Source organism: Dokdonella sp. (genome assembly GCF_035703485.1).
Taxonomy (GTDB): domain Bacteria; phylum Pseudomonadota; class Gammaproteobacteria; order Xanthomonadales; family Rhodanobacteraceae; genus Dokdonella.
Genome location: NZ_DASSYD010000201.1, coordinates 1 through 17,507, shown reverse-complemented (window position 1 = coordinate 17,507; position 17,507 = coordinate 1). Strand labels below are relative to the sequence as shown.

Annotated in this window: 14 protein-coding genes; 5 read left to right on the top strand and 9 right to left on the bottom strand. The window is 59.8% G+C overall.

What is annotated here, in order from left to right; translation table 11 throughout:
- Position 1: 1 nt before the first annotated feature.
- Positions 2 to 2,752: a DUF2339 domain-containing protein gene (locus tag VFN25_RS15440; protein ID WP_325143487.1), complete on the top strand. Its 2,751-nt coding sequence runs from the start codon at positions 2 to 4 to the stop codon at positions 2,750 to 2,752.
- Positions 2,749 to 4,161, top strand: coding sequence for a DUF3999 domain-containing protein (locus VFN25_RS15435; protein WP_325143485.1), 1,413 nt, complete (start codon positions 2,749 to 2,751; stop codon positions 4,159 to 4,161). The genes VFN25_RS15440 and VFN25_RS15435 overlap by 4 nt, the downstream gene beginning before the upstream one ends.
- Here VFN25_RS15435 and VFN25_RS15430 read toward each other — a convergent pair.
- From VFN25_RS15430 to VFN25_RS15420, 3 genes are all read right to left on the bottom strand, one after another.
- Positions 4,048 to 5,340, bottom strand: coding sequence for an O-antigen ligase family protein (locus VFN25_RS15430; RefSeq protein WP_325143484.1), 1,293 nt, complete (start codon positions 5,338 to 5,340; stop codon positions 4,048 to 4,050). The two genes, VFN25_RS15435 and VFN25_RS15430, sit on opposite strands and share 114 nt — an antisense overlap.
- Positions 5,337 to 6,476: a glycosyltransferase gene (locus VFN25_RS15425; protein WP_325143532.1), complete on the bottom strand. Its 1,140-nt coding sequence runs from the start codon at positions 6,474 to 6,476 to the stop codon at positions 5,337 to 5,339. Before VFN25_RS15425 ends, VFN25_RS15430 begins: the two co-directional genes overlap by 4 nt.
- Before the next feature lie 64 nt (positions 6,477 to 6,540).
- Entirely contained in the window at positions 6,541 to 6,750 is a 210-nt protein-coding gene (locus VFN25_RS15420) for a zinc-finger domain-containing protein (protein ID WP_325143482.1), read from the bottom strand.
- A 196-nt stretch (positions 6,751 to 6,946) separates the two neighbouring features.
- On the opposite strand from VFN25_RS15420, the gene VFN25_RS15415 reads away from it, so the two are divergent.
- Positions 6,947 to 8,206, top strand: a complete 1,260-nt coding sequence (locus VFN25_RS15415; protein ID WP_325143481.1) for a Yip1 family protein — start codon at positions 6,947 to 6,949, stop codon at positions 8,204 to 8,206.
- Between the two features lie 77 nt (positions 8,207 to 8,283).
- Here the strand turns inward: VFN25_RS15415 and VFN25_RS15410 are convergent, their stop codons facing one another.
- Both VFN25_RS15410 and VFN25_RS15405 read right to left on the bottom strand, forming a co-directional pair.
- The gene (locus tag VFN25_RS15410) at positions 8,284 to 8,874 is read right to left on the bottom strand and encodes a YceI family protein (RefSeq protein ID WP_325143479.1); all 591 of its coding nucleotides are present in this window, start codon (positions 8,872 to 8,874) and stop codon (positions 8,284 to 8,286) included.
- A 24-nt stretch (positions 8,875 to 8,898) separates the two neighbouring features.
- A complete protein-coding gene (locus VFN25_RS15405) occupies positions 8,899 to 9,501 on the bottom strand; it encodes a malonic semialdehyde reductase (RefSeq protein WP_325143477.1) in 603 nt (200 codons plus the stop codon).
- Positions 9,502 to 9,636: 135 nt separating this feature from the next.
- On the opposite strand from VFN25_RS15405, the gene VFN25_RS15400 reads away from it, so the two are divergent.
- Complete coding sequence (locus tag VFN25_RS15400) at positions 9,637 to 10,644, top strand: mitochondrial fission ELM1 family protein (RefSeq protein WP_325143475.1); 1,008 nt, start codon at positions 9,637 to 9,639, stop codon at positions 10,642 to 10,644.
- 43 nt (positions 10,645 to 10,687) lie between these two features.
- Here VFN25_RS15400 and VFN25_RS15395 read toward each other — a convergent pair whose 3' ends face one another.
- Complete coding sequence (locus VFN25_RS15395) at positions 10,688 to 12,571, bottom strand: MFS transporter (RefSeq protein ID WP_325143473.1); 1,884 nt, start codon at positions 12,569 to 12,571, stop codon at positions 10,688 to 10,690.
- A 146-nt stretch (positions 12,572 to 12,717) separates the two neighbouring features.
- Between VFN25_RS15395 and VFN25_RS15390 the strand changes: the two genes are divergently transcribed.
- Positions 12,718 to 13,173, top strand: a complete 456-nt coding sequence (locus tag VFN25_RS15390; protein WP_325143471.1) for an ATP-binding protein — start codon at positions 12,718 to 12,720, stop codon at positions 13,171 to 13,173.
- Between the two features lie 770 nt (positions 13,174 to 13,943).
- Here the strand turns inward: VFN25_RS15390 and purD are convergent.
- The 3 genes from purD to VFN25_RS15375 form a co-directional block, all read right to left on the bottom strand.
- Positions 13,944 to 15,227 (bottom strand): phosphoribosylamine--glycine ligase, encoded by a 1,284-nt coding sequence (purD, locus tag VFN25_RS15385; RefSeq protein ID WP_325143469.1) that lies wholly within the window; start codon positions 15,225 to 15,227, stop codon positions 13,944 to 13,946.
- A gap of 183 nt (positions 15,228 to 15,410) precedes the next feature.
- Positions 15,411 to 16,988: a bifunctional phosphoribosylaminoimidazolecarboxamide formyltransferase/IMP cyclohydrolase gene (purH, locus tag VFN25_RS15380; RefSeq protein ID WP_325143467.1), complete on the bottom strand. Its 1,578-nt coding sequence runs from the start codon at positions 16,986 to 16,988 to the stop codon at positions 15,411 to 15,413.
- 214 nt (positions 16,989 to 17,202) lie between these two features.
- Positions 17,203 to 17,507, bottom strand: a 305-nt coding sequence (locus VFN25_RS15375; protein WP_414648982.1) for a helix-turn-helix domain-containing protein, incomplete at its 5' end; no start/stop codon positions are given.

Here is a 17,507-nt window from a genome sequence, read left to right as displayed (position 1 = left end):
CATGGGATTGGCCTGGATCATCGGCGGCGCACTACTTGGCCTCCTGTTCGGCTCGACGGTTTCATACCGATCCATGGCCTGGTTTGGTCTTTTTTGCGGCGCGGGATTCGGTTTTCTGCTTTGGCGACTCGGCCAGATGGCCAAACGCTTGCACGATGGCGAAGCGCGTCTCGCTGCCCTGGAACAGAAGGAGCTGCGTGCCGGCATCGCCAGGAGTCCGTCACGACCTGTTGCTGAGGCGACGCTCGACCTGCGTGACAGCGCACCCGCTCCCGCTCCGGCACCGGCTACGCCAGGACCGGCTGCCGCGCAGCGATTCCCATCCGCTGCTGATGAAACGCCTGTGGTCAAACAGGATGCAGCGATGCCGCCGGTACCAGCACCAGTGCCCACGCCGGTCTGGTCACAAGCGGTGCAACCGGCCTCTGCCGCGGAGCCTGCTGATTGGCACGAAGAACCTTCTGCGGATATATTCGACCGAATCAAGAGCTGGTTTACCGAAGGCAATGTGCCAGTCAAGGTCGGCATGCTTGTGCTGTTCGCCGGCGTCGCTGCACTGCTGAAATACGCGGCTGACGAAGGCTGGTTCACCTTTCCGATTGAGTTCCGTCTGGCCGGCATCGCCCTGGCCTCGATCGCGGCGCTGGCCTTTGCCTGGCGCCAGCGCGACACGAAGCGTGCGTTTTCTCTGAGTCTGCAAGGTGGCGCAATTGGCATGCTACTGCTGACCGTATTCGCCGCCTTTCGCCTGTATCACCTGCTGCCGGCGACGCCGGCATTTGCCTTGATGCTGATTCTCGTCGCCGGCGTCTGTGTGCTGGCCGTGCTGCAGGATGCACTGGCTCTGGCCGTGCTTGGCATTCTTGCCGGCTTTGCTGCACCAATTCTGATTTCGACCGGCAGCGGCAACCATGTCGCCTTGTTCTCCTACTACGCCTTGCTCAATATCGCGGTTTTCGCGATCGCCTGGAAACGCTCCTGGCGGATACTGAACCTGATTGGCTTCTTCTTTACTTACGCGATTGGCACGCTGTGGGGTGTGTTGTCCTATCGCGGCAATCTGTTTAACAGCACCGAACCCTTCCTGCTGCTGTTCTTTGCGATCTATCTCGCCGTTCCGATCCTGTATGCGCTGAAACGCTCGCCGGAAAAGCGCGATGCCATCGACGGTACCTTGCTGTTTGGCAATCCACTGGCCGCATTCGCCCTGCAAGGCGCACTGCTTGAGTGGGAGCGCACACCGCTGGCGATCTCGGCACTGGCTCTCGGCATCATCTATCTGCTGCTCGCGGCCAGTCTGATTCGTCGCCTGCGTATTCTCGGTGAATCATTTGCCGTGCTCGCCTTGGGCTTCTCGACGCTTTCGGTTCCACTGGCCCTGTCGGCACGCACGACTGGTTGTATCTTCGCCCTTGAAGGTGCCGCTCTGGTCTGGCTTGGCCTGCGCCAGGATCGACGCTTGCCGCGCTGGATCGGTTTGCTCCTGCAAGGGCTCGCCGGCGGTGCATTCGTGATCGCGTTCGAATGGGGGCGCTTCGAATTTGGTTTGCCAATCGCCAACGGCCATTTCGCCGGCGCAATACTGATCTGTCTCGGTGGCCTGACTTGTGCCTGGCTCTACCAGCGCGCCAGGGCATCGAATGCCTTGAGTGGAGCGCTCTATCTGTGGGGTCTTGGCTGGTGGTTCTGCGCATGGCTGATCGAAATCGATCGCTTTGTACCGAGCCAGCACAAGCTCGCCGGCGTACTTGCCTTGCTCGCGGTCAGTGCCTGGCTGGCAGCCGAGGCCACGCGCCACTGGCAGCGCCTGGCCCTGACGCTGACCACCACGATCCTGGTTTGGCTGGTCCTTCCATTGAGTTTGTTGATTGCAATGGAAGGTCGGGTATTCGAAACCTGGAACCTGCTCGGTTACGCCATTTTTGCCGTGCTTGGCTGGCGTGCACTGGCTTGTTTGGGTCAGAGCACCTCGGCCGAACAAACCGCCGCACACCTTGGCTGGTTCTGGGTCTGGACCGTGGTGTTTGCGCTGCGCCTGATTGAAATCGCCGACGATGCCACGCTCGGCAACGGCTGGATGATGGCGATGATCGCGCTGCCACTGATGGTTTTGTTCGTGCTGGCCCTGCGTCGCCCGCACTGGATTGCCATGCCACTTTCTGAAGCCTTTGTCCGCTACCGTGGCATCGTCCTCGGTTCGCAGGCGATCGTACTCGGCGGCATGCTTGGATTCAGCCTGATCCTCGATGGCGCCAGCGACCCGCTGATCTGGCTGCCAATTCTCAATCCACTTGAATTGTTCCAGATTGCGGCATTGATATTGCTTGCGCTGTGGATTCGCGATGCTGACGCGCCGGAACTGTTCCGCGACCATCGCCCCGCCCTGCTCTCGATCGCCGGCTTCCTGCTGATCACCGCGGCCACGCTGAGGGCTGCGCATCATCTCGGCGGCATACCCTGGGACGACGACCTGCTCCGCGCGAGCCTCTCGCAAACCAGCCTTGCAGTCGTCTGGAGCGTACTCGGCGTGGCCGGCTGGGTAATCGGTTCACGTCGCGGCAACCGCCCGTTGTGGCTGGCCAGCGCACTGTTGATGGCCGTGGTGCTGGTCAAGTTGTTGCTGGTTGATCGCCAGCACCTCGGCAACCTGTTCGGCATCGCCTCGTTCATCGCCTATGGCCTGCTCTGCACCCTGGTCGGCTATCTGGCCCCGGCACCGCCGCGTCAGCTCGCGGAGGAGAAATCGGCATGAAACTCCTCGCCTTGATCGCCGTACTCGGCATGCAAACCGCAGCTGCCGCGAGCCCGGACAACTATGCAATGGTGTTGCCGATCGAAACTGACGGCAGCAGCGCTGCCTGGCAGATCGAGCTCAATACCGAGGCCTATCACTGGTCACAAGAGCCGAACCTTCGCGACATCGCCATATTCAACGCGGCCGGGCAGCCGGTACCGATGGCACGCTGGCGCGTCGAGCCCAGACAATCCGTTGAACAACGCACCGCGGAACTGCCGATCTTCGCGTTACCGACAGAACCATCGACACGCCCGGACACAAACCTCCAGCTGATCGTCAATCGCGATGCAAGTGGCCGCGTCCAGCGCATCGAAACCAACGAGACTGGCGCTGCACAAGCAGATTCGAGAGCCAGTGAGTGGCTGCTCGACAGCAGTGATTTCGACGAGGGCATCGACGCAATCACGTTGCATTGGAGCAGCCCTGAGACCAGCGTCGTCGCCCGCTACGATGTCGGCGGCAGCGATGACTTGCAAACGTGGAAGCGAATCCGCAGCGACGCAACCATCGCTCTGTTTGAGCGCGATGGGTTGCGTATCGAGCGCCGCGAGATTGAATTGAATGGCCAGCCATTTCGCTATTTGCGTTTGCGTCGGCTGGACAATGGCCCGGTTCTGGCAAACCTGCATGTCGAGGCGCAAAGACGACAGCATCGCTCTGAATTCAGGCAGCGAATTCAATGGTTCGATGCGACGCTGGTGCAAGCTCTGGGCAGCATGCAACACAGCGACCGACGGCATCTCTACAGCTTGCCTGCATCAGTGCCCGTGAGCCGCTTGCGTATCGATCTTGCCAGCGACAATAGTCTGGCCCAGCTCGATGTTTCAACCAGCAGTTCGATCACAAGCGGGCAGCACTGGATGCACCGCGCGGGTTTCGTTGCTTATCGACTTCGCCAGGCGGGCACTGAAATCGACAGTGGTGAAATCGGCGTCTCCGGCACACAGCGCATTGACGAATTGCGCATCGATTCGGCCACGCCGCTCAGTCAGTCTCCGCGCGTACGCGTGGGTTACAGTGCTGATCGCCTGGTTTTTCTCGCCGAGGGTGAGGGTCCTTTCCTGCTCGCTGTTGGCAGCAGTCAGGAACGCCGACCGGACTATCCGGTTGAAGCCGCTATCTCGAGCCTGCGCAAGCGATTCGGTGCGGACTGGCAACCGCCGCTGGCCGCGCTCGACAGTGCGCGCCCTAGCGCTGGCGCAAACGCCTTGCTCGAGCCGCACGAACCTCTGGCCTGGAAGCGCTGGCTGCTATGGACGGTGCTTGTCGGAGCCGCCGGACTGGTCGGCGGGATTGCCCTCAGCCTGCTTCGCACCAGCGGTCAGGGCGGCACAAAAGATCGCCAGCAGCCACCAGAAGAATAGGCCCCACCACGCCGAGTAGAAGGCGAAGTGGGTATTCAGTGGAAAACACATCACGGCCAGAGCCAGCCCTGGCGCAAACGCCCGCACTTGTTGATCCGTTGTTGCGCGACGCCAGGTGCGGATCGCGTACACACCGCCAGCGATCCAGAAAATCAGCCCGATCAGGCCCGTCTCAGTCAGCACCTCAAGCACGATCTGGTGTGCATGCGAGGCGCCTGTTCCAGTAGCCGCATCGACAAAATCGTCACCGGCGGACGCGTGCTCGGCGTAGTCGTAGCGGAAGCCACGGGCACCGACTCCGCTCAATGGATGCGCCTTGATCATGTCAATTGCCGCGCTCCAGATGCGCAGGCGCCCGGCCGAGGCTTCATCAATGGCCTGCTCGGTGCCCTGGAATACAAGCAGGCTTCGTTCTATGCGTGAATCGAAGCGCTCCGAATCACGCAGGATCAGGCCGGCGCAAAGGGCAACGCCGAGCAAGGCACCGAGAAGCAGCGGAAAGAAACGGCGAAAACTGCGCGTTTCGCGCCAGCCAAACGCCAGGGTAACCAGTGCAAATGACAGCCAGGCCGCACGCGATCCGGACATCAGGATTGGCACCAGCACAAAGATGAACGCGAGCAACAGACCCCAGCGCCCCGCCTTTTCGCGCGCAGCAAGCAGCAGGAATGGCGACAACACGGCAAGCACCGGGCCGAGCTTGAGATTTCCCGCACCGAAGATTCCGGAAATCCGATTGAGTTCCGGCGCCCCAGCAAGACTGTAGCCGCCTACGATCTGCACCCAGGCATCGATAATCCAGAGTGCCGATACGGCCGCGACGGCGCCCAGAAACGGTTGCCAGAATTCGCCTTTGCGCAAGGCCCAGGCAACAAACAGGGCGAATGGAAGAAAACGCAGAATTTCGAGCGCAGTCATCCAGGATTTCTGCGCCATTACCGCGCTGAAGGCCGACAGGAACACGGGTATCCAGTAGCACGCGAACAGGACAAGCGTCAGACGCAATCCGGGACCAGCGAGAGGTTCGATGCGATGACGCAGCAGCAATCCGATACCGATCAGGCCACCGATCAGAATCGGCAATTCCGAGGTTCTGCCGACGGGCAGAAGAATCAGCACCGCAAGCACAATCAGCAGCGCGCCGAGCTCACCGCGGCGCATCGACTCAAGCGTGTTCATCGATCACTTTGACGACGCCGGGGTTCAGCGACCAGTTCGGCATAAAGGGCCAGGGTTGCCTCCTGCATATCGCTGAGCCGATAGCGGGTCAGCGACGGGATCGCCGGTGCATTGCGCATCAGGCTGGCTGCGCATTCGGCCAGTCGCGCGCGATCACCCGGCGGCACGCGACCCTGCGGATACAACTCGGTGAGCAGTTCGCCAACACCGCCATGTGCGTAGCCCAGCACCGGACGGCACAGTGAAAGCGCCTCGATCACGGTTCGACCAAACGACTCGCGCTGAGTGCTGAGCTGCAGGATCAGGGTTGATACCGCCATGACTTCACGCACATCAGCACGTTGCGCGCTGATGACCAGGTGATTGGCAACATCAAGCTTTTCCGCCAGTGCCTCGAGTTCAGCGATATAGGCCTCGCGACCGGGTTCACGCGCACCCAGAAGAAGCAGCCGCGCCTCGACGCCACGATCCTTCAAATCAGCGAGCAGTTCGATGCCATCGGCATGCCCCTTCAATCGCGTGCCGCGCGCGGGCAAGGTCAGTAGCGGCGCACCCTGCAATTGCGGGTATTCGGCGAAGAATCTTGTCCGCCATTCATCATCGGGCTGATAGCCGAATGGAAACTCGTTGGCATCCACGCCGCGAGGGATCAGCACCAATCGCTGCGGATTCGTGCCGCGATAGTGACGCAGGACATGATCGCGAACCAGATTCGAAACGCAGATGACGCGTTCGCCACGAGCCATGATGCCGCTGTACCAACCCGGTGTATTGAGGCCGTGAACCGTGGTCACGAAGTGCGGCCTTGGGGCCGGAAGTCCGCGAATGGCATGCCAGCCGAGCCAGGCCGGCAAGCGCGATCGGGCGTGCACGATATCGGGCTTCAATTCAGCCAGCAGCGAACGCAGCCGCGGCATCAGGATCAGGGTGCGCAAGGACTTGTGCCCGATCGGCAAACTGATGTGACGACTGCCCTGCGCTTCCAGTTGTTCGACCAGGCGCCCGCCGCCCGAGATCACAATCGATTCGTGGCCGGCCTCAACCAGGCCGCGACCGATCTCGAGCGCAGATCGCTCGGCGCCACCCGAAGCCAGCGCCGGCAGCAACTGGACAACGCAAAGTCGCGGACTTGTCAGATTGGAACCGTGTTCGGACAAATCGACCTCGGCATGGCGGTTGAAATTCAAGCAGTACAGCCGTTCAGCTTTCGAGCACGTAGTCGGCGCCGCAATAGGGGCATTTCGCCTTGCCGCCCTGATCCTCGATCGGCAGATAGACCTTCGGATGCGAGTTCCACAACGACATTGCCGGCATTGGGCAACTCAAGGGAAGATCGCCAAGGGTGACTCGATAGCGGTTTTCCGCATTCGCCGGAATACGCGTTTCCGCTGCTGGATTACGCGATGACATGTGCCACGACTCCTGAAAAGATGACAGCCATCTAGTTTAGCAGCACGGATTGTGCCAAGTTCGTCACACTTGCCTCGTCGAACAGGTCGCAGTCGACCTAACGATTTGGCCACACCCTTGCATCGCGGCTGGCCTAGAATGTCCAGTCGTTCGATCGCACTCGCAGCGTTTCATTCAAACCTTTAGGGGAGACACCATGGATTTCTCGAAACTCATTGCCCGCGTCCAGGCCATTCTGCTGACACCGAAGACTGAATGGCCGGTCATTGCAGCGGAACAGGAAACCGTTGCCAACCTGTACAAGAACTACATTCTGATTCTGGCTGCGATTCCAGCCGTGTTCGGTTTCATCAAGAGCAGCCTGATCGGCTATAGCGTCATGGGCTTCACTGCGCGTACACCAATCGTCAGCGGCATCGTCGGAATGATTGTCCAGTACGCCCTGATTCTTGCTCTGGTCTATCTTGTCGGCCTCCTGATCAGCGCTCTTGCGCCGAGTTTTGATGGCGAAAAGAATGTGCTGCAAGGGCTGAAAACCGCAGCCTATGCCTATACCGCGGGCTGGATTGCCAGCATCGCCATGATCGTGCCGTGGATTGGCTGGCTGGTTGCTCTGGCGGGTTCAATCTACGGTATCTACCTGCTCTATCTCGGCTTGCCGCACACGATGCGTTGCCCGCCGGAGAAGTCGGTCATCTATACCGTGGTCATCATCATCATCGGATTCATCCTGAGTCTGATCATTGGTGTGATCGTCAGCGGAATCACCGCAGTTGGCACCGCCGGCAATGCCATCAACTTCGGCAACAGTTCAAGCAGCAGCGTGACCATCGATTCAGACAGCCCGTTCGGCAAGCTCGCCGCACTGGGCCAGAAGATGGAGCAACAAGGCAAGAAAATGGAAGCGGCGCAGCGCAGCGGCGATGCCAATGCCCAGGCCGAAGCAGCCAGCGCCATGATGGGCAGCCTCCTTGGCGGCGGCTCACAAGTCGAAGCACTGGCCCCGAACGAGATCAAGGCTTATTTGCCGGAGAAGCTCGCCGGCTTCAAGCGCGAGTCGATCTCGGTCGAGCGCAACGGCGTCATGGGCGTGCAGGTCAGCACGGGCAAAGCGCGATATCGCGATGCCAACGACAACCGTCTTGACCTGGAAATCACCGACATGGGCGGGGCCAAAGGCGTGATGGCCCTGGCCGGCTTCGCCGGTGTTGAATCCGAGAAGCAGACCGAATCCGGCTATGAGCGTACCTACAAGCAGGATGGTCGCCTGGTCAACGAAAGCTGGGACAGCAACAGCCATCGTGGCGAGTTCGGCATCGTTCTCGGCCAGCGCTTTTCGGTCAAGTTGCAGGGCCAGGGCGAGGGCCTCGACATGAATGCGATCAAGTCGGCAGTGTCTTCCCTGAATCTGGCCGGCCTTGAAGCGATGAAGAATCAAGGCGTCAAGAAGGGCTGAGGACGACCCGCCCGGCGGCAGATCAAGTCAGCACACCGGGGGAGAACGCGGGATCCCGATTGAACCCCGCGCAGTCGTTATTCCGCTTTCGGTTTGGCGACGCTGGCCTCAGTGGTGATGTGGATTCGAATCTCATCGCTGACATTCGGCACATAGGCCCCGATGCCGAAATCACTGCGTTTGATGGTCACGCTGCCGTCGAATCCAATCGTCGGCTTTTTCGACATGGGATGCGCTTCGGCACGATTGAGCGTGGCGTCGAGGGTCACCGGCCTGGTCACGCCGTGGATGGTCAGATCGCCGCTGACCTTGAATTCGTTCTTGGTCGCGCCTTTGACGATCCGGGTACTCTTGAAGGTCGCCGTCGGGTACTTCGCCGCGTCGAAGAAATCGGCTTTCTTCAGGTGCTCGTCGAGCTTCTCGACCTGCGTGTTCAAACTGTCAATCGCAATCGACACATCGACTGAAGACCGGGTCGGATCCTCGGCATCAAAATTGATCGTGCCCGAGATGTCGTTGAAGCCGCCACTTGGGTTGGAGTAGCCGAAGTGGGTCCAGGTGAAATTGGCCTGGGTGTGGTTGCCATCGATCGTATAGGCTTCCGTTGCAGCAAATACGGAGCCCGAGACCAGCGCCAGAGCACTGGCGAGCAAGGTTTGTTTCAGCATGTTCAATTTCCTCATGTGGGGGTGTCAAGCAATGCGACACGCTTCGTCAAATTCGAAGCGTTCTTCGCGTGGGCGTACTGTGGCAGGGTCACCGTAGCCGATATTGATCAGAAAATTGGATCTTGTCTCGGTTCCGGCGAAAAACTCCGCATCGACCGAAGCATTGTGGAAACCGGACATCGGCCCGCAATCGAGACCGAGCGCACGCAGGGCGATGATCAGATAGGCGCCTTGCAGGCTGGAATTGCGAAATGCCGTTGCGTCGATGGCCTCGGCCTTGCCTTCGAACCAGGGCAACGCATCCTCTTCCTTGTACAGTCGCGGCAGATGCTTGTAGAACGCGTGATCGGCAGCGACGATTGCCGTGGCCGGTGCAGCCATGGTCTGGGCGACATTGCTTTCCGATAATGCCGGTCGCAGCCTTTCCTTGGCCTCGGCACTGCGTACAAAGACAACACGCAAAGGCTGGCAGTTGGCACTGGTCGGACCCAGCTTGGCCAGATCGTAGGCCTGCTGCAGCAAGGCATCATCGACCGGTTTGTCCAGCCAGGCAGCCGCCGAACGCCGATAGGTGCGCGCCTTGCGGAAGATCTGGTCGAGGGCGGAATCGTTCAGTGGGGTCGTCATCAAAACTCCTGGCTGCAAAAATCCGGATAAGCCTACAGTCATGGGGGCGTGCGTGCAGTGTTCAACACCTTCAAGACGGCCGACTGATGGACAATGGCATACACGATCACTGCAGAAGCCAGAATTCGGCCCGCCATGAAGACAGCGAAAGCCAACCAATTGGCCTCAGTCACGACCGATGCGCCTTGTTGGGTCATCAGTGACGGCGCGGCCGGCAACGAGGCCCAGGCACTTGCCCTGGCGCGTGCGCTCGGCCTCGTTCCACGCGTAATCTCGCTGCAAGTGAGCCATCCTTGGGATTGGCTTGCGCCGAGACTGCGGCTTGCTGCCCGGCGTGGCATGCACGACCGTCATGGCGGAGTGATCGCTTCGCCATGGCCAACCATCGCCATTGGTTGCGGGCGTCGTGCGGCATTGTTGACCCGTTGCCTGCGAGACTGGAGTGACCAGCAATGCTTTACCGTGCAGATTCTCGATCCGCGCATCGCGCCCGCACATTTCAATGTCGTCATTGCCCCACAGCATGACCATCTGCCGGGTGACAACGTGATCGAGACACTCGGCGGCTTGAATGCGGTTGATGAGGCCTGGCTTGCCGACGGTCGATCTGAATTCCCATCGTTTTCGAAACTGGCGGGTCCCCGACGAGCGGTATTGATCGGCGCATCGAATGCATCGATTGCGCTGGATGATGCCTATTTCGAAGCGCTGTTCGCCGCTCTTGAAAGGCTGCATGCACGGCACGGCGGCTGCTTCCTGGTCAGTACATCACGACGCACATCACGCAAACAGGTCGAACGGTTGCGCAAGGAATTTTCGCGCTGGCCGGGAATCTTCTGGGGTGGATCCGGCGATGGCGAAAATCCCTACCGAGGCATTCTCGGCTGGGCAGAGCAATTCATTGTCAGCGGCGATTCGGTCAACATGATTTCCGAAGCTTGCGCGACGGCCAGGCCCGTTCACGTCTTTGCACCGATTCCGGCCACCGGCAAGATCGGCAGCTTCCATCAAACTCTGCTCGACCAGGGCTATCTCACTTCCGTAGATGGACTCGCAGACGCCGCCTCGATCAAGCCGTTGCGCGAAACAGCGCGTGTCGCCGCTCAAGTGCGGCAGCAGTGGCTGCATGCCACGAAGCGCTGATTCAACGCTGCGGCAACAACGATTGCTGATCCCGTCGAACAATTCAGGCCCAGGTCCCGCGCAATTCCCTGACCTGCTGTTCAAGCAAGGCGGCACTCGCATTCACCGGCGCAACGGCCTCACCAACCGCAAGCACGATACGTGACCGGAATCGACGCGGAAGTCGCATGCGTCCAGGCTTGCTGTCACGGCGGCTGAAGATACTGCCCCAAAGTCCGCGAAGCGCCATCGGCACGACCGGCACGGCACGCCGCGCGAGAATGCGCTCGACGCCATTTCGAAATGGCCCGATCTCACCATCCGAGGTCAACCCGCCTTCAGGAAAAATACACACGATCTCGCCGTCGGCGAGGGCTCGATCGATCTCGTCAAAGGCCTTTTCAAGCAAGGCCGGATCTTCCTTGGCCGCAGCGATCGGAATCGCCTTGGCAGTGCGGAAGATGAAGCTGAGAACAGGAATATTGAAAATCTTGTAATACATGACGAAGCGCGCCGGTCGACGCACACTGCCGGCAACAATCAACGCATCCATGAAGCTGACATGGTTGCAGACCAGCAAGGCAGGCCCTTCTTCAGGAACATGGTCGAGACCCTCGTTGCGGATCCGGTACAGCGTGTTGATCAGGATCCACGACAGGAAGCGCATGAGGAACTCGGGCACCAGCGTGTAGATGTAGATCGCAACGAGCGCATTGAGCACGGCCACGCAGAGGAAAATCTGCGGAATGCTCAGGCCAAGCGCGGTCAGACCAAGACCAAGACCAGCCGAGGCCACCATGAACAGCGCATTGAGGATGTTGTTGCCGGCAATCACGCGAGACAGTTCGCTGCGATCGGTCCGGCTCTGCACGAGAGCGAACAACGGCACGATGAAAAGACCGGCGAACAGGCCGATCAGGATCAGGTCGACGAGGATGTGGATGCTGCCTGCGGCAACCAGGAAGTCACCTGCGCTCAAACCATGCACGGTCGCCAGATGCGGACGCGAGAAATACAGATCAATGGCGAAAACGGTCATGCCGATCGAGCCAAACGGAACCAGACCGATTTCGACCTTGTGCCCGGACAAGCGCTCACACAGCAGCGAGCCAATGCCGACGCCGACCGAGAACATGGCCAGAGTCAGATTGAGTACGCCTTCACCACCGCCGAGATAAGTCTGCGTATAGGCCGGCAATTGCGCCGTGAACACGGTACCGAAAAACCAGAACCAGGAGATGCCGAGGATCGCATTGAAAATCGTGCGGTCCTTGACCACGTAGCGCATTACACGCAGCGTTTCACTGGCCGGATTCCAGTTGAACTTGAGGTTCGGTGCCGTCGCCGGCGCCAGCGGAATCGAGCGACTGACCAGATAGCCAATGACGGCAATGCTGACGACCAGGATCGATGCTGCAGTGGCACCGAAATCGCCCATCGCCATCAACGAGCCACCGGCCATCATGCCGATCAGCACCGACATCGACGTACCCATCTCGACCAGACCGTTGCCGCCGACGAGTTCTTCGGTTTTCAGAGCTTGCGGCAGAATCGCGTACTTGATCGGCCCGAACACGGTCGAATGCAGGCCCATCAGGAACAGCACGACAAACAACAGCCAGACCTGATGCGCGTGGAACGCATACACCGCAACCAGCATCGCACCGATCTCGAACAACTTGACGTAGCGGATCAGACGCGATTTCTCGAACATCTCGGCAATCTGTCCGGCGCTGGCCGAAAACAGGAAGAACGGCAGGATGAAAATCGCGGGAGCAATCATCGCGTAGAAGCTGACGGCCTCGATGCTCAGGCCAAGATGAAATCCGATCAGGACAATCATGCCCTGGCGGAACGCATTGTCATTGAACGCGCCGAGCGCCTGAGTGGTAAAGAACGGCGCGAACCTGCGTTTGCCGAGCAGGGTGAACTGGCTTTGTTCGGACATGATCCCGATCTTGCTGAATTGACTGCGGCAATCTAGCAGAGGCGAGGCAATCCGGCGATGCGCGCACCCACATCAGGAGCGGGATTTGCCTGATCGGGCGACTTCGTCCACGATGAGGCTGAGAGCAGCCTGCAAGGGGAGCGGGTATGGCAAAACGCGGCAATCAGCGGGTCAAACTGAATCGCCCGGTGCGCCGATGGCGCTATCGCGTGAAGACAGAACGTGCCGCCATCGGTCGTTTCGCCGATCGCATGGACGAAGATCTGGATACCGCGGGCATCGATGAAAGCGTGCGTCAATCCCTGGCCACGGTTCTCGATGAATTGCTCGCCAACGTCGTCATGCATGCCCAGGCGGTTCGCGGCCCGGTGCATGTCCGGTTACGCTGCAGCAATGATGAGCTGATTGCACGTCTGCGCTATTGTGCTGTCGCTTTCGACCCCACGGTGATCGCCGCGACCCATCTGCCAACGACAGTCGCCTCAGCCAACATCGGTGGCGTCGGCATTGCCATGGTGCGCGCGATGACCCGTGAGTTCAGCCACCAATACCGCCGCGGCGAAAATCATCTGCGCGTTCGTTTGCCGCTGAAGACAAGCTGATTGGCCTCGAATCTGAGCCGTCAAGAATCACTCGATCGTCGCTGTTTCTTGATCAGAACTTTCGTCATCGATTCGTGGTTTCGTAAGAGTTTGTATCAGACTTCTCGATACAGCAGTAGCGAGCTCGTTGAGCCGACGTTGCGACAAACGCAGAACAAGCTCTGCGGTGCCTAGGTAAGCTCGCAACTCTCTGATTCATGTTGATCTTTACGCCGCTTCGCGGCGCGGCATCCATGCCTTTTTTCACTCGCCTCAGGCGAGCGAGTCACTTTTCTTTGCGTGCTCAAAGAAAGAGTAACCAAAAGAAAGAGCACCCCATTACAGCGGTCTCCGGGCATCCTGCCCTCCGACTGCGCAACGCGACTCCGGGGGTTCGACGCCAGTCCACGGATGGACTGTCGGCGAACCCCGGAGCAACCTCGCGGACCTGGAGCACAGGGACTGTGCGCAAGGCGCGATTGTGGGGTGGCCTTTCTCTTGGTGCCTTCTCTTTGGCCACGCAAAGAGAAGACACTCGCTCGCCTGAGGCGAGTGAAAAACGGCAGGGATGCCGCGCGACGAAGGAGCGTGCTTTATAGAAACAAAGTCACTGGATCCCTGCATACGCAAGGGCGACAAGCGCGAAAAGCACGAGATGAAACCACGTGATTTTGTATGTCGCCAAAGTCTCATCCTTGGGAATCGATTCGATCGAGAGACAACGAAGGGAGAGTTTTTGACAACTGAGACTCGAGTCTAAACTGGAAACTAAATATTTTCCTATTTGTAGGTCACACGTCACGCTGCAAGGCGCGGTGACCGATGTCGCGACGCTGAAAACCTCCGTCAAACCGGATCATCGAAACGGCTGAATAGACGTGTTCGCGTGCCGCCGCAAGATCCTCGCCGAGCGCGCAAACCGAAAGCACACGCCCTCCCGCTGTGACCACCTCGCCATCGCGCTCACGCGTGCCGGCGTGGAAAATCTTGCAGTCCTTGCCCGTGTCGACGTCGAGCCCGCGGATCACGTCACCACTGCGCACCTTGCCCGGATAGCCGTGAGCCGCCATGACCACGGCAATGGCCGGGCGAGGGTCCCAACTCACGCTAAAGTCCTGCAGTCTTCCGGCCAGCGCCGCCTCGATTATTTCGACCAGATCCGTCTGCAAGCGCAACATGATCGGCTGCGTCTCCGGATCGCCGAGGCGCACGTTGAACTCGATGACCTTCGGCGCACCACTCTTGTCGATCATCAATCCGGCATAGAGAAAGCCGATGAAGGGAGCGCCCTCCGCTGCCATGCCGGCCAGTGTCGGCTTGATCACCTCTTCCATGATCCGGCGATCAACCTCGGGCGTGACGACCGGTGCCGGTGAATATGCACCCATGCCGCCGGTGTTCGGACCGGTATCGGCTTCGCCGACACGCTTGTGATCCTGGCTGGTCGCCATTGGCAGCGCGTGCTGACCATCCGAGATGACGATATAGCTCGCTTCCTCGCCTTCGAGAAACTCCTCGATGACCACACTGGTCGAAGCGTCACCAAACGAGTGCGCGCCGAGCATGTCGTGCAGCGCTTGCTCGGCATCGCCGAGAGTCAGTGCGACAACCACGCCCTTGCCGGCCGCAAGACCATCCGCCTTGATCACGATCGGCGCACCCTGGGCACGAACATGGGCCAGTGCGGCATTGAGATCGGTGAATACGGCATGCCGCGCCGTGGGAATGTTGCGGCGCTGGAGAAAGGCCTTGGCAAAGGCTTTCGAACCTTCCAGTTGCGCAGCAATACGGCGGGGACCAAAACAGGCCAGACCCGCCGCACGAAATTTGTCGACCACACCCAGCACCAACGGAACTTCGGGGCCGACCACGGTCAAGGCGACGCCTTCATCCCTGGCCAGTTGCAACAAGCCATCAACATTGTCCGCGGCCACGTCGGCGTTGCGCATATGCGGCTCACGCGCAGTCCCCGCGTTGCCCGGCGCAACGATCACATTGCTGACGCGCTTTGACTGTGCGAGCTTCCATGCCAGAGCATGTTCGCGGCCACCGCCGCCGATGACGAGAATTTTCATGGCTTGAGAGCTTGGGATTTGGGGTTCGGCATTTGGGATTCGACTGCGTGGATTGCAACTTTAGGTTTGGAAGTGGAATACCCGCTGGCGCGAGTTTTCATCTGAGTGCTATTGGCTGAGAGATTCGGAGAGTTGCACGCACTCGCCCTTGCGAATCCCAAATCCCGACATTAGCGCAACGCGCTAATGTCTAAAATGTCTCACGCCGGTAAACACCATGGCGATATCGTTCTCATCGGCGGCGGCGATCACTTCCTTGTCGCGCATCGAGCCGCCTGGCTGGATCACCGCGCGAATGCCGGCTTCCGCGGCAGCGTCGATGCCGTCGCGGAATGGAAAGAATGCGTCCGAGGCCATGACGCTGCCAGGTACGGTCAGGCCCGCTTCTTCGGCCTTCATCGCGGCAATCCGCGCACTGATGACGCGGCTCATCTGGCCTGCGCCGATGCCGATTGTACGACTGTCTCGTGCATACACGATGGCGTTCGATTTCACGTACATCGCAACATGCCAGGCGAACAGCAGGTCGCGCAGTTCGTCAGCATCAGGAACCCGTTTCGTGACCACTTTCAGGTCGGTCAACATCAAGGTGTCGCGATCCGCATCCTGGGCCAGCATGCCGCCGGCGATGCGTTTGTAGTCAACGGAATGGTTGGCCAGTTCAGGCCACTGGCCGGTAGCAAGAACACGCACATTCGGCTTTTTCGCGAACACAATCAATGCGGCCTCATCGACTTCCGGAGCAATCACGACTTCGACGAACTGGCGCTCGAGTACAAGCTCGGCGGTTTCCAGATCGAGACGATGATTGAAGGCAATGATGCCGCCAAAAGCAGAGACAGGATCGCAGGCGTAGGCCAGTTCGTAAGCTTCGCGAACGCTCGCGGCAAGCGCGACGCCGCATGGATTGGCATGCTTGACGATGACGCAAGCTGGAGAACGCCGGAACGCCTTGACGCACTCCAGGGCAGAGTCGGCATCGGCGAGATTGTTGTAGGAAAGCTCCTTGCCAGCGAGCACGCGCGCACCGGCAACGGTGCCGCTGGGCACATTGCTTTCAACGTAGAGGGCCGCAGCCTGATGCGGGTTCTCGCCATAGCGCAAGACCTGCTTGCGCTCATAGGAAAGATGCAGACTTGGCGCAAATGGCTCGCTGTTTTCGCCTTGCGCGCGTGCGCCGAGCCAGTTGGCAATCCGGCCGTCGTAGCGCGCCGTGTGCGCGTAGGCCTTGGCCGCCAGACGACGGCGCATGGCAATGCCGGTGCCACCGTGGGCCAGCGCATCAAGTACTTCGGCGTAGTCGGCCGGGTCGACAACGACAATCACATGCTCGTGATTCTTGGCCGCGGCACGCAACATGGCCGGGCCACCGATATCGATGTTCTCGATTCCTTCGGCGAGCGAGCATTGCGGTCGCGCGGTGACCTTGTCGAACGGATACAGATTGACGACGAGCAGATCAATCGCGCTGATGCCATGCGCGGCCATGACTTCATCATCAATCCCTCGTCGCCCGAGCAGACCACCATGAACCAGTGGGTGCAAGGTCTTGACCCGACCATCCATGATTTCCGGAAAACCGGTCATGGCGCTGACTTCAACGACGGGCATCGAAGCCTCACGCAAGCTTTGCGCGGTGCCGCCAGTCGAGATCAGGCTGGTGCCGAGAGACTCGAGTCCGCGCGCAAAATCGAGCAATCCGGTCTTGTCGGAGACGCTGAGCAGTGCGCGGCGAACGGGTAATAGCGGGGTATCGAACATGGAGTCAGCCGTAAGCGGATCGGTGCAGCCGCGCAGTATAGCGGCTCACATGCAAGCTGTCGGGGTTTACCAGACAGGGCGCGAATCCGTCTGTGTGACCCCTGGCTCCGCCACTTGTTGAGCCATGCGAGCATCATGGTTCTGCGAATCATCGAAAATCCGTGCCACCCGGCCGAATTCTCTCCTCAGACGGAATAGTTCGCCGGGATGACGCTCAGCTCAATCCGTGCTGTTGCAGCTTCTTGCGCAGGGTCGCCCGATTGATGCCGAGCGTTGCAGCGGCACGACTCTGGTTGCCGCCGCACCAGTCGAGGACTTCGCGCAACAGCGGCGACTCGACTTCACTGATGACCAATGCGTGCAATCCGTCGGCCGGTTGTGCATCGATATCGGCCAGGTAGTGGCGGACAGCGCGGGCGACACACTCGCTCAACGCAGGCTGCAGGACAGAATCTTGCGCGCCATCCGGGCGCAATGGAGTAACGGCATTCACTTGCTTTCTGGCCCCCCGAGGCAATC

Bases quoted from the DNA above. Each gene is read 5' to 3' on its own strand.
- purD (WP_325143469.1), bottom strand. From the start codon at position 15,227: ATGAAAATTCTCGTCATCGGCGGCGGTGGCCGCGAACATGCTCTGGCA.
- VFN25_RS15405 (WP_325143477.1), bottom strand. From the start codon at position 9,501: ATGACGACCCCACTGAACGATTCCGCCCTCGACCAGATCTTCCGCAAG.
- purH (WP_325143467.1), bottom strand. From the start codon at position 16,988: ATGTTCGATACCCCGCTATTACCCGTTCGCCGCGCACTGCTCAGCGTC.
- VFN25_RS15415 (WP_325143481.1), top strand. From the start codon at position 6,947: ATGGATTTCTCGAAACTCATTGCCCGCGTCCAGGCCATTCTGCTGACA.
- VFN25_RS15430 (WP_325143484.1), bottom strand. From the start codon at position 5,340: ATGAACACGCTTGAGTCGATGCGCCGCGGTGAGCTCGGCGCGCTGCTG.
- VFN25_RS15390 (WP_325143471.1), top strand. From the start codon at position 12,718: ATGGCAAAACGCGGCAATCAGCGGGTCAAACTGAATCGCCCGGTGCGC.
- VFN25_RS15435 (WP_325143485.1), top strand. From the start codon at position 2,749: ATGAAACTCCTCGCCTTGATCGCCGTACTCGGCATGCAAACCGCAGCT.
- VFN25_RS15410 (WP_325143479.1), bottom strand. From the start codon at position 8,874: ATGCTGAAACAAACCTTGCTCGCCAGTGCTCTGGCGCTGGTCTCGGGC.
- VFN25_RS15420 (WP_325143482.1), bottom strand. From the start codon at position 6,750: ATGTCATCGCGTAATCCAGCAGCGGAAACGCGTATTCCGGCGAATGCG.
- VFN25_RS15400 (WP_325143475.1), top strand. From the start codon at position 9,637: ATGAAGACAGCGAAAGCCAACCAATTGGCCTCAGTCACGACCGATGCG.
- VFN25_RS15395 (WP_325143473.1), bottom strand. From the start codon at position 12,571: ATGTCCGAACAAAGCCAGTTCACCCTGCTCGGCAAACGCAGGTTCGCG.
- VFN25_RS15440 (WP_325143487.1), top strand. From the start codon at position 2: ATGGGATTGGCCTGGATCATCGGCGGCGCACTACTTGGCCTCCTGTTC.